This is a genomic window from Sphingobacterium sp. LZ7M1 (assembly GCF_024296865.1).
GTDB lineage: Bacteria > Bacteroidota > Bacteroidia > Sphingobacteriales > Sphingobacteriaceae > Sphingobacterium.
Map to the genome: position 1 here is coordinate 807,871 of NZ_CP101134.1, position 12,440 is coordinate 820,310.

9 protein-coding genes are annotated in these 12,440 nt (G+C 41.9%); 5 read left to right on the forward strand and 4 right to left on the reverse strand.

Translation table 11 applies throughout. The annotated features are described in order from the left end of the window. Positions 1–38: 38 nt before the first annotated feature. From NMK93_RS03435 to NMK93_RS03445, 3 genes are all read left to right on the forward strand, one after another. A complete protein-coding gene (locus tag NMK93_RS03435; RefSeq protein ID WP_185210901.1) occupies positions 39–773 on the forward strand; it encodes an ABC transporter permease in 735 nt (244 codons plus the stop codon). Between the two features lie 6 nt (positions 774–779). Then, positions 780–1,544 carry an ABC transporter ATP-binding protein gene (locus NMK93_RS03440; protein ID WP_185210899.1) on the forward strand — a complete coding sequence of 255 codons (765 nt, stop codon included), beginning with the start codon at positions 780–782 and terminating at the stop codon, positions 1,542–1,544. Positions 1,545–1,643: 99 nt separating this feature from the next. Then, complete coding sequence (locus tag NMK93_RS03445) at positions 1,644–2,549, forward strand: class I SAM-dependent methyltransferase (RefSeq protein ID WP_185216128.1); 906 nt, start codon at positions 1,644–1,646, stop codon at positions 2,547–2,549. 190 nt (positions 2,550–2,739) lie between these two features. Here the strand turns inward: NMK93_RS03445 and NMK93_RS03450 are convergent, their stop codons facing one another. From NMK93_RS03450 to NMK93_RS03465, 4 genes are all read right to left on the reverse strand, one after another. Then, complete coding sequence (locus NMK93_RS03450) at positions 2,740–4,521, reverse strand: hypothetical protein (RefSeq protein WP_254526337.1); 1,782 nt, start codon at positions 4,519–4,521, stop codon at positions 2,740–2,742. 203 nt (positions 4,522–4,724) lie between these two features. Further along, on the reverse strand, positions 4,725–5,567 hold the full coding sequence (gene purU, locus NMK93_RS03455; protein ID WP_185216046.1) for a formyltetrahydrofolate deformylase: 843 nt from the start codon (positions 5,565–5,567) through the stop codon (positions 4,725–4,727). A 54-nt stretch (positions 5,568–5,621) separates the two neighbouring features. Next, a complete protein-coding gene (locus tag NMK93_RS03460) occupies positions 5,622–7,517 on the reverse strand; it encodes a DNA topoisomerase IV subunit B (protein WP_254526336.1) in 1,896 nt (631 codons plus the stop codon). A 558-nt stretch (positions 7,518–8,075) separates the two neighbouring features. After that, positions 8,076–8,582, reverse strand: coding sequence for a phosphoheptose isomerase (locus tag NMK93_RS03465; RefSeq protein WP_185210893.1), 507 nt, complete (start codon positions 8,580–8,582; stop codon positions 8,076–8,078). A 109-nt stretch (positions 8,583–8,691) separates the two neighbouring features. Between NMK93_RS03465 and NMK93_RS03470 the strand changes: the two genes are divergently transcribed. Both NMK93_RS03470 and NMK93_RS03475 read left to right on the forward strand, forming a co-directional pair. Beyond that, complete coding sequence (locus tag NMK93_RS03470; RefSeq protein ID WP_254526335.1) at positions 8,692–10,896, forward strand: helix-turn-helix domain-containing protein; 2,205 nt, start codon at positions 8,692–8,694, stop codon at positions 10,894–10,896. Between the two features lie 132 nt (positions 10,897–11,028). After that, complete coding sequence (locus tag NMK93_RS03475; RefSeq protein ID WP_185210890.1) at positions 11,029–11,643, forward strand: hypothetical protein; 615 nt, start codon at positions 11,029–11,031, stop codon at positions 11,641–11,643. Positions 11,644–12,440 lie beyond the last annotated feature (797 nt).

Consider the following 12,440-nt stretch of genomic DNA (forward strand, 5'->3'; position numbering starts at 1 on the left):
TTAGTGATTTAATACAAAATATATAATAAAACCAACGTATGATATTTTATTATTTTGGTGAATATCTCTTGTTACTGAAGAAGGTTTTTCGAAAACCTGAGAAAATGAAGATTTACCTAAAGGAGGTCTTCCATGAAATGACAGAGATAGGAGTGGGGTCGTTGGGCTTAATTGTGATCATTTCTACCTTTATTGGTGCGGTAATGACGATGCAGATCGCCTTCCAGTTGGTTTCTGACTTGATTCCAACCTCGGTAATCGGACAGATCAACCGTGACTCCAATATCCTGGAACTTGGACCTACCATTTCTGCCCTCGTATTGATGGGTAAAGTAGGGTCTTCCATCTCCTCCCAAATTGGTTCTATGCGTGTGACAGAACAGATTGATGCCCTGGAGATCATGGGTATCAATGCCGCAGGCTATCTGATCCTCCCGAAGATTATTGCCGGAGTGATCATGGTACCGGCTCTAGTTATTGTCGCTATCGCTTGTGCCTTGGTCGGCGGTCTTCTAGGTGGTGCCCTTTCTGGTGCTGTAACGCCCGATGATTATATCGAAGGTATCCGCGGGGGATTCAATGGCTTTACCATGGTTGTCGCGATGGTGAAGGCCACAGTGTTTGGATTTATTATTACCTCTGTACCGGCCTATAAAGGTTTTTATGTGCGCGGTGGTGCTCTAGAAGTTGGACAGGCTGGAACAAGGGCCGTAGTGATTGGTTGTATTTCCATCTTGGCATGTGACTATTTGATCACTGCATTAATGTTGTAATTCTCTATGATTGAAATAACAAATATTCATAAGTCTTTTGGGGATAATGTGGTATTGGATGGAATCGATGCCATCTTCGAACCTGGAAAAGTAAGTCAGATTATCGGTGGCTCTGGATCAGGAAAAAGTACCCTGTTAAAATGTATTGTCGGATTGCACCAACCTAATCAAGGAAAGGTATTCTTTGACAAACAGGAATTTACCAAAATGGATTTCGAAGAAAAAGTACCCATCCGTAAGGAAATTGGAATGCTATTTCAGAATTCCGCCCTATTTGACTCCATGACCGTGGAACAGAATATCGTCTTCACTTTGGATATGTTTACCGAAATGAGCAAATCTGAAAAGATTGATAAGGCCAACTTCTGTCTGGAACGTGTAAATCTAGCTGGAAAAAACGGTCTATACCCATCGGAACTTTCCGGTGGTATGAAAAAAAGGGTCGGTATTGCCCGTGCAATCAGCATGAATCCCAAATATCTTTTCTGTGATGAACCGAATTCCGGACTTGACCCTGCTACATCCATCCTAATCGATGAATTGGTGCAGGACCTGACCGAAGAATATCAATGTACTACCGTCGTGGTGACACATGATATGAACTCGGTAATGGGGATTGGTGATTACATCCTGTTCCTCTATAAAGGGAAGAAATATTGGGAAGGTTCCAACCAGGATATGTTGAAATCTGACAACAAGGAATTGAATGACTTTGTGTTCGCCAGCCCTTTGATGAAAGCTGCTCGCAATACTTTGAAAAAGGAACAGTAATTCTTTTCCTTCGATTTTTCTATCTTTGCAGAAAAAACCTGCATAAAACAATGCTAACATCATGTTTTATGATGGCTTTTATGGTCCTTTAAATATTGCATCTTGAACAACGATACCCAAATTCAACTCCTTACACCGCAACACTGGAAAGATTATGAACTGATCGACTGTGGTGATTTTGAAAAACTTGAACGTTTTGGTGAACTGATCCTCATTCGTCCTGAACCACAGGCAGTATGGCCTAAAGCATTGGGCGATGCAGAATGGAATAAACGTTATCATATCAAATTCAAAGGCCGTTCGGCAACCTCAGGAGACTGGATGAAAAAGAACCCGAAGACTCCAGACCGTTGGCATATACAATATAAAAATGAAGATGTAGCCATTAAGTTCAGACTTGGTCTTACTTCATTTAAGCATGTCGGGATATTCCCTGAACAAGCTGTCAATTGGGATTATATCTCCGATTCTGTGAAGTCCTTCAAGACACCTAAACCCAAAGTATTAAACCTTTTTGCTTATACAGGTGGAGCATCTTTGATCGCCAAAGCTGCCGGTGCTGATACCACTCACGTGGATTCCATTAAGCAGGTCGTGACTTGGGCCAATGAAAATCAGGAGCTTTCTGGAATCAGCGATATCCGTTGGGTTGTTGAAGACGCTTTGAAATTCGTAAAACGTGAACTGAAACGCGGGAATACCTATAATGGAATTATCCTTGATCCACCAGCCTATGGACACGGTCCTAAAGGTGAAAAATGGAAATTGGAAGACCATATCATGGAAATGATGCGCGATGTCGTTCAACTATTGGACCCTAAAGAGCACTTCCTGATCCTCAATACATATTCCCTAGGTTTCTCTTCCGTAATCGTCGAAAACCTTATCAAAACCTCCTTCCCCAAAGTCCAAAACCTAGAGATTGGAGAGCTATACCTACAAGCAACTGCAGGTCCAAAATTACCATTAGGTGTTTTTGGGAAGTTCAGGAAAATAGCTGATTAGACAGTAGAAATAAGAGGGGTATTTGAACCAGGATGGAATGGATTCGAGGATAGACCAAGATCCTAATTCCTGTAAATACAGATAAAATTCGTAGGGGGTGTATCGCATGCGCCCGCTCCATACAAACATTAAAAAAGAGGTTGCCATGATCGGCAACCTCTTTCGTTTTTCATAGGTAGGTTTCTTATTATTACACATTTAAGGGGCTAAGTTGGGACTCAAGTCTGTTCAACTGTTCATAAAATGCAGTTTTGGATTCTCCAAAGGCTGAGTTTACTTTCGATTGAAGGGAACGGTAATAGCTAATACCATCCAAGAGCTGAGTGTGGAATTTCTGGATGTACTTTTTCTTCTTCACATCCAGGTCTGACAGGTTTTCATTGATATATCCTGCCAAGTGTTTAACATATAGATCGAGTTCGTTTATAAAGAAAGATGGTCTATTCACGCCATTTAAGACATTGACGCGTCCATAAATATGGTCAACCATTTCCTTTAGGCTATAAACTTTATTGAAATATGCGGTGTTCGGCCCAGGGCAGATGGCAACAGCATCCCTTTCCCTAGGTTTGAGGATACCATATTTCAAATATGCCGGCGTTGCCAAGCCTTCACATAGGCATTGTTTTTCAACGATCTTATTGTAAGCCAATTGATAACTCGCTTCATCGAGTTCCTGTTGCTTTAACTCATTGATCTTGTTCAATTGATATACCCTGGAAGCGGTACAAACTGGCTCGGTACTATTGCTCGTATCGGAAACCAAGTATTTCTTGGTGCAGGGGAATCCGGGTTTGCCCTGTTCAATCCTTTTCAGACGGCTCTGCTCTGCAGTGCTCTTCCTGAAGTTGTTGAATGGAACCCCTAATGGAGAAGCTTGGGAAATGTAGAAATCATCCGCTGTAGCTGTTGCTAGGTTATTGAGGGTTTCCTCATCTACCGTCGTAGCTTCCGGAACCAGCAGGAAGGGTGACCCCCAACCTACGGCATCCATGTTATAATAATCCAATAAGAAAGAATGCTCCTGCGAAGTTCCCACACCTCCTTGGACGGAAAACTTGATTGCAGGAGCGTTTTCACTATTTAGACCTAATTCTTGAAGGGCACTTTGGTAGAGCGGGAATATTTCCGCAATCAGTGCTTCCTTATTGTTCTTAAATTCTTCGAGAATCGGGCCTAAAAGAAATCCGTCGGTGGCAAACGCATGACCGCCACAGTTTAAGCCCGATTCAATCCGGTATTCGGAAATCCAAATACCTCTTTTTGCCAAATACTTGGCTTGGATAAGTGCCGACCTATAGTCTGACACCTTCAGAGTAATCTTCTTCTTGAAATTTCCATCGGCATCTGGAAAGAAGGTACCCAACTCTGATAGGTACGCATATAACCTTGGATTCATCCCTGCGGAAAGTACCAATGAGGACTGCAATTTGCTCATCGCAAAACCTCGTACCGCTGCTGATGCATCCGAAAATACCTCCGGCAGCTCATTGCCATCGGCATCTCTATTGATCTTGTCCACTTTAGACATGATGTTCACGTCGATTTCCCCTGGAACCATGGCCTCGCGGATATCATTGGCAACCAAATGCTTTTCATAGCCATGCTTCAATGATTTCCAGAGCGTATATTTTTCCTTGCTCGGATGTGCCTCCGGAAGCAGTTCAAAATAACGCTGAGCATCCTTATCCTCTTTCCAGTCCACACGTTTCAAGCGCTCCACCTGTTCAGAAACCAAATCCTGAACTAAATCCAAATATTTACAGATACGTGTTGCACGGTAATCAGCATGTTTCTTGCTGATCGCCTCGTAAGCTAGCTCATACTTCTTCGAATAATACTCGCGCATCCGCTCAATCAACTCGTCATCCACGATCGAAATAACCGAAGAAATACCAAATTGAGCAACTTTAATCGGCGTATCTATCGAAAATGCAAGGCCTAAAACAGGAATATGAAATGAATGCGTCATGTATATCTTTTACTGTCCGCAAATAACAAAACAATCCCCATACAAAAAGTAACAGCTGATAAAAGGAAAATGTGATGTTGGTCACTTTGGGGGAAGTATTTAGTATTAAGTATTTAGTATTAAGATTAAAAATACAGGTTCATAATAGCCATAGAGGGTGTCTAAATACTAAATACTAACTACTAAATACTAAATTCTAAATACTACTTAAAAACAATCGTCCTATTTCCGTGCAGCATTACGCGGTCTTCGGAGAGGAGCTGGATGGCGCGGCTCAGGACGGCTTTTTCGATTTCGGACCCTGCGGTGCGCATACCGCTGACGTCGTAGCTGTGGTCAACGGATTTGGTGTTCTGCACGATGATCGGTCCTTCGTCGAGGTCGTCGGTAACGAAGTGGGCCGTAGCGCCAATGATCTTCACGCCGCGATCATGCGCCTGCTTATAGGGATTCGCTCCGATAAAAGCTGGCAAGAAGGAATGGTGAATGTTGATGAGTTTGCCCTTAAACTTGGCAACAAAACTAGGGGAAAGGATACGCATGAATTTCGCCAAGACAATATAGTCCGCTTGATAGCTTGAAACTACCTCGGCCAGTTCATCTTCAAACTGTTCCTTGCTCTTGTTCTCATGGCTGATATAATGGAAAGGGAGGTCAAACTTCTCCGTGAATTTCTGCAGGTTGTCATAGTTCCCAACCACGGCGAGGACTTCAGCTTGGAAAGTGCCGAAATAATTGCGAACCAAGATGTCTGCCAAACAGTGATGCTCCTTGGTGACCAGGATCACCAAACGCTTCCTTTGGTCAGGATTGATCATGACCTGGCTGTTGGAAGGTAGTCTATTTGTTAAAGCTTGCTGTAGGACTTCCTTGTGGTATAGTTCGCCGGCGCATACTACCCGAACAAAGAACTTCTTGTTGGCTTCATCAACAAACTCGCGCATGCTCACGATGTTAAGCTCCTGTTCAGCCAAAACATTGGAAATGATGGCGACAAGGCCAACTGCATCCGTACACTGGATGAGAATTAAGGTTTGCGTATTCATGTTGGTTAGGTTGAAAAAGGGGGAGAAGTAAGACCTCTCCCCACAAATATTTTATTAAACGGCTTCCTGAACAGACTCTATTGCAGCCTCTTCAACGCCATCTTTTGTGGTCACTAAGTCGTCCTCAGTATCCAACTCAACGCGTAAGTTGTTGACGATATGAACTTGACGGTCCGGGGTATTTTTACCCATATAATATTCCAGCAACTGTGGAAGCTTATTGTCCTTTGATAAGATTACCGGCTCTAAACGGATGTTTTCTCCGATAAACATGCCAAATTCCGAAGGTGAGATCTCTCCCAAACCTTTGAATCGGGTGATCTCCGGTTTTGAACCCAATTTTTTGATGGCATTCACCCGCTCTTCGTCGGAGTAGCAGTAGATCGTTTCCTTTTTATTACGGACCCTAAATAATGGGGTTTGAAGGATGGATACATGTCCTGCTTTTACCAATTCAGGGAAGAACTGCAGGAAGAAGGTCATCAATAGAAGGCGGATGTGCATACCATCCACATCGGCATCCGTCGCGATCACGATATTGTTATAACGAAGGCCTTCGATGCCTTCCTCAATATTCAAGGCATGCTGCAATAAATTGAATTCCTCATTTTCATAGACGATCTTCTTGGTTAGGCCATAAGAGTTCAATGGCTTACCTTTAAGACTGAATACCGCTTGAGTATATACATCCCTGGATTTGGTAATCGATCCAGATGCAGAATCACCCTCTGTTATAAATAAGGTAGTTTCAAGGTTACGCTCATGCTTATCGCTGAAATGTACCTTACAATCCCTCAATTTTCTGTTGTGCAGGGAAGCTTTTTTTGCACGTTCATTGGCCAATTTCTTGATTCCAGCAATATCCTTACGCTCTCGCTCCGATTGCATGATTCGCTTTTGCAGAGCATCTGCAGTTGCCGGATTCTTATGCAGATAATCATCTAATGCCTTTTTGACAAAGTCATTGATGAAGGTACGCACGGTCGGACCTTCAGGGCCAACGCTTTGGGAACCTAGCTTGGTTTTGGTCTGCGATTCGAATACAGGTTCTTGTACCTTGATGGCAATCGCTCCAATGATGGATGCACGCACGTCAGAAGCATCGAATTCCTTTTTGTAGAACTCGCGGATCGTCTTCACGACCGCCTCACGATAGGCTGCTTGATGCGTTCCGCCCTGTGTGGTATGTTGTCCGTTGACAAAAGAATAATATTCTTCCCCATATTGCTGACCGTGGGTCATGGCGATCTCGATATCATCCCCTTTAAGGTGGATGATCGGATATCGCATCCCTTCGGTATCTACATTGCGCTCCAATAAGTCTTTTAGTCCATTTTCAGAGATGAAACGCTGCCCATTGAAGTTAATGGTCAGTCCAGAATTTAAGAAAACATAATTCCAGATCATGTTCTCCACAAATTCCAACCTATATTTATAGTTCCGGAAAATGCTGTCATCAGGATAGAAGGTCACTGATGTACCGTTGCGCTGGGTGGTATCCTTTTGCTCATCAGAAATCAATTCCCCTTTGCTGAATTGCGCAATACGCGTTACGTTCTGTCTATATGATTGTACGGAAAACTGATTGGACAGGGCATTCACCGCTTTGGTACCTACTCCGTTCAATCCTACCGATTTTTGAAAGGCTTTACTGTCGTACTTACCGCCCGTATTGATTTTGGAAACAACATCTACTACGGAACCAATTGGGATACCACGGCCATAATCACGTACCGTCACTCTGTTCTCATTTACGGTGATATCGATGATCTTACCAGCACCCATGACAAACTCGTCGATGGAGTTGTCAACCACCTCTTTCAATAATACATAAATACCATCATCATAGGCCGATCCATCCCCCAGCTTACCAATATACATCCCAGGTCTCAGTCGGATATGTTCCTTCCAATCTAGGGACCGTATGCTATCTTCGTTATATGTACTCATAATGTTTTTCGATATTCTTGAACCATCGCAAAAATATAAAAAAGTTAATCGACTTTTGCACAACACTTTTGCACATTTAATTCGCCAATAGAATTGCACATCACAAAACCAGGAATATTCTTGTCAATTGATAGGCCTGAAATGGAATTTTGATTGCTTTGTCAATTGGAGTTATCCACATCTAATGGCCAAATAATTGTTATTTCACGTGAAAAAGTGGTTTTAAGTTCTTGATTAGTAGGTTATTGTAGTGATAAAACTGTCCTGTTTATATTTTTATCCGCATCATCTTGCTGTCTTCTGGATGTTATATTTCCTAGGTTTGCCCTAGTTTTTTTTAGAAAAGAAAGGAGGTCTTATTCGAGACATATTCGAGAATGATTCGGACATAGACTTAATGCTGTTGCACACACGTTGCAAAAATTCGGAATGTGTCTCGAATGAGGTCAGTAAGAAACTCAAGTAAGAATAGAGGACAGATTAATATCCTCATGAATGCTTGTAAACGAAAAGGGAGATTTTCATGAAAATCTCCCTTTTGTATATGTTATGGATTCCTTAGACCCCTCTTCCGAAGTCATCTTGAACTCTTACGATATCATCTTCATCAGATGGATTGGCAGAGTCGGTATGTTGCCAGATTTCAGCAACGACTCCGTAGGAACCCAATCCTACAAGACGATGTCTTTCACCTTGGGAAAGGCGGATGGAATCCCCTTCTTTTAAGATCTTTAGTTCATGTTCCTCATCAGTAGGGCTGGTTACTACACCAACTTCTCCACGGATGACACGCCAAATTTCAGCTCTACGGTGGTGATATTGCCATGATAAACGTTTGTTAGGGCCTACAATCAAAACTTTTGGGCTTAATTTGCCAGATATTCTCAGGTCTTGAACGTTTAGGCCTTCAAAATAAGCGTCGGCAAATTCCTGTGCCTGATCTTCGTTGATCACAAAAAATCCACCCCAAGGTCTATTCTGATCTTCGCTTTCAATCTTGAATCCCTTATTGGTCAATTTACTTGAAATCTCTTGAAATAATTCGCTTTTATCTATATATGTCATGGTTACGATGTTTACTTATGTGAAGATAATATAACTTTTGTATTAATACAAGCCATAAATCAGTCTATCGATTGATTTACCTTATATTTGCAAAATAAGAAATTTCCTCATGTCACAAGCATTCGATACACAAAATGATATTTTTTCCAAGGCCGTCGCGTTCGTTAACCAGACTCAGCAACCCATATTTCTAACTGGGAAAGCAGGGACTGGAAAGACTACTTTTTTGAAGTTTATCCGAGAGAACAGCTACAAGAAAATGGCCATCACTGCGCCGACAGGTGTGGCTGCGATGAATGCTGGCGGGACAACACTTCATGCCCTGTTCTGGCTGCCATTCGGTGTGTTTATCGAAGATTATCCCTTGCAATGGGGAGATTCAGACCAATTTATTTACAACAAGCACAGGTTGTTTAGTACGATTAAATTAACCAAGAACCGTCGCGCCATCCTGCAAGAATTGGAACTGTTGGTAATTGATGAAGTTTCCATGGTCCGTGCGGATACCTTGGATGCAATTGATGTCATCCTGAAAAGTGTACGTCGAGATATGCGCCCATTTGGAGGCGTTCAGGTCCTTTTTATTGGGGATCTGTACCAATTGCCGCCCGTGGTCCAAGATCGCGAATGGCAGGTCCTTCGGGATTATTATTCCAGTGTGTTTTTCTTTGATGCCAAAGTTTTCAAGCAGCAGCCACCGGTACTGATTGAACTTCAGAAAATCTATAGACAACAGGATGATGCTTACATCAATATCTTGAATAAAATCAGGAATAATGAGACTACAAATGCCGATCTCGATGACTTGAATACCCATTACAAACCGGATTTTATCGCCCCAGAAGGGGAACAATATATTACCTTGACCTCACATAATAGACTTGCGGACCAGATCAACCAAGAGAAGCTGGAAAGCTTGGACAGCAAGCTGCATCAGATTAAGTCCATTATCAAGGATGAATTTCAGAATGGACTGTTTCCAGCAGAGGAGACCTTGAGCCTGAGGGTCGGTGCACAGGTGATGTTTATCAAGAATGATGTAGGTGAGGAACGCCGTTATTTCAATGGAAAGATCGGTACGGTGAAGGATATTCAAGTTGAAAAGCATAAGATCATAGTTTCCTTTCCGAATGGGGAAGAGGATGTGGAAGTCAAACGAGAAACTTGGGAGAATATCCGCTATTCCTATAACAAAGGGGATGACAAGATCGAAGAGGAGGTATTGGGTACATTCTCTCAATTTCCTTTGCGATTGGCATGGGCCATTACCATCCATAAGAGCCAAGGTTTGACCTTTGAAAAGGCAATCATTGATGCAGGGACTTCCTTTGCAGCTGGACAGGTCTATGTAGCCCTGAGCAGGTTGACTGGCTTGGAAGGTTTGGTATTGCGTTCCAGGGTTCCTTCCTATGCCATCCGTACGGATTATCAGGTGGTCAGCTTTATGAAACAGATGGAGGCCATCACCGATTTAGAACCGATCCTACAGGAATCCCAAAAAAGATATCTCGGTCAGATCTTATTGCAGAGTTTCCGCTGGAACAGTATGTGTGAAGAAATGGAATCCCTGATCGTGGAGCAAGAAGGGAAGAAAATTGAGGGTAAAGATGAGGCCGTTGAATTCCTGAAGGACATGCTGTCAAAATTAAAGGCACAGGAAGTGGTGGCCAACAAATTTATCACCCAACTGTACAAAATGCTGGGTCAGGTAGACCTTGACTATGAAAAGATCTGCGAGCGATCAAAAGCGGCGGTCAGCTGGTTTATTCCCACATTTGATAAGGAATGTTTAGCGCCAATGGAGAAGCATATTGAGCAATGGCAGGTTAAGAAAAGGACCAAGAAATATATTTCTACCCTAAAGAGTATTTTGTTGGATTTCAAGAGAAAGCATGAGCAGCTCAAACATAGCCTAACTATTGCGGAAGCCCTAAATAAGTCCTCGGATGAACTGACAGAGGAGTTGCTGCAATGGAACAAGCCTAAGGAGGATCTGGCGAAGGAAGTAGAAGAAAAGGAGAAGGATACCAAACAGATTTCCCTGGATATGTTTATGGATGGGATGGATATTGAAGAGATTGCTACGAAACGCGATATGGTGGTAGGAACCATCTATGGTCATCTGATCAATTTTATAGGTTCCGATATTGAAGCATCAGATTTGATTCCGGATGCCGAGCTGCAAAACATTGTCAAGGTCATCAAGTCACATCCAGATGCTTCAGCGACCGAGCTAAGAACCTTGATGGACATGAAAGTAGATTACCCACAGATCAGGATTGCCCAAAAGTATATGGAAGTAGCTGAGAAGTAAGATCGAAGCAGTTGGTTAAACTAAATTTGTTAAGAATTCTTAAAGTTTAAGCTGATTTCGTTTTGTTTATTGCTAATTGATTAAATTCAATAATAATTAGCTTTACTAGAAACGATTGTTAATCTAAATGAAATGAATATGAGAGTTTTTACGGGTTTGTTTTTCCTATTGCTATTCCTGACTTCCTGTAGAGCCATGGTTTACAAAGCGGCTGGAATAAAGGATATAAAGGAGTTTGATCAACAGGAATATGAAAAGTTTGCTGCTGAATTGACAGGACCATACCAAGGAACGAAATATTCCTTTGCAGTGCCTGATTCCGGTATGCAGAACTATGTGCTACTGTACACGGATACTTTTAAGAACAATGCTGCCCAGCCGATTCAATTACTCTATTTTAAGGATCAAAAACTAGTTTCATTTCATGCCAATTGTTATGCTCCTGGTAAAAATATAAGGACGCTGAATTGGCGTTATGATGGTCGGTTTGATAAATATATCCCGAAGACGGCTGTTGATATATCAAGCGAGCATATTTCCTTAGCCGCTTTATTGAAGAATTTCAACCTTGATGAAAAGTTGGTTAATGAACCAGAGATTATTGTAGTTTTATGGTCCAGGATGTTGGATAAGCGAGTAACCGATCTTAATGAAGTAGTCATTGAAAACCTTTTGGCCCATAATAAGGGAGAATTTCCTCCTATAATTTATCTGAATACCGACCAGTTTTTTATTTCCCAGAACTAGTGTTTATGATTTGAAATCCGGTGTCACGCAGAGGGTTAAAAAATTGGATAAAATTTTTCGGAAACTGATAACAGGATGTTGACCATATCATTTTGTTAATAGTTTTTGTGTCATTCTGACGGAGGAAGAATCTCGGAGAAATGCAAACATCCTAAATTAAAAAATCATTTTTTGCAGGGCTGTACAGTTCCTTAACCGAAGGTTAAGGATGACAATATCTTCAGTAGAAGAACCGTACAGATTCCTCACTTATCGTTCAGAATCAAAATGCACTAAAGAGGGATTCAGAAGCGAAGCGAAGAATCTATTTTATTTTATTTTTCGATCTGGTTGTCGTTGTGAATCGTAAGATGAACAAACTGTTTTTTATCTTTTTTAACCCATAAAGAGGAATTATTGAAAGATATTTCACCCACGCTGTGGGTTCGCCATTTCAAACATCCAGATTCTACAAATATTTCACCCCTCAAGGGGTTTGGGTTCTGGAAATTGTACGGACGAGAACATGAAAATCATGGAGTTTCTTAAATCAGAAGGTGATAATAATTTGGGTTTACATGGGGCGGGCGTATTCGATATGCCCCTACAGTATAGGGGAATTTCCTGCGACATTTGATCATAATCTTGGTCCATCCTCCCATCCCTTTAATCCTGGTTCTTTCCCTCGATCTTGGTCCATCCTCCCATCCCATTAACCCTGGTTCAAACCATAACATCCTTGGCAACCACCCACAAATAACCTGAAATGCCCGTTAATCGATCATTTTGAAGTCAAATAACAGCTTTTTTACAAAAAA

What these genes read in the sequence shown, in the direction of transcription:
- purU (WP_185216046.1), bottom strand. Translation starts at nt 5,567, where the DNA reads ATGAATACGCAAACCTTAATTCTCATCCAGTGTACGGATGCAGTTGGC.
- NMK93_RS03475 (WP_185210890.1), top strand. Translation starts at nt 11,029, where the DNA reads ATGAATATGAGAGTTTTTACGGGTTTGTTTTTCCTATTGCTATTCCTG.
- NMK93_RS03435 (WP_185210901.1), top strand. Translation starts at nt 39, where the DNA reads ATGATATTTTATTATTTTGGTGAATATCTCTTGTTACTGAAGAAGGTT.
- NMK93_RS03470 (WP_254526335.1), top strand. Translation starts at nt 8,692, where the DNA reads ATGTCACAAGCATTCGATACACAAAATGATATTTTTTCCAAGGCCGTC.
- NMK93_RS03460 (WP_254526336.1), bottom strand. Translation starts at nt 7,517, where the DNA reads ATGAGTACATATAACGAAGATAGCATACGGTCCCTAGATTGGAAGGAA.
- NMK93_RS03450 (WP_254526337.1), bottom strand. Translation starts at nt 4,521, where the DNA reads ATGACGCATTCATTTCATATTCCTGTTTTAGGCCTTGCATTTTCGATA.
- NMK93_RS03465 (WP_185210893.1), bottom strand. Translation starts at nt 8,582, where the DNA reads ATGACATATATAGATAAAAGCGAATTATTTCAAGAGATTTCAAGTAAA.
- NMK93_RS03440 (WP_185210899.1), top strand. Translation starts at nt 780, where the DNA reads ATGATTGAAATAACAAATATTCATAAGTCTTTTGGGGATAATGTGGTA.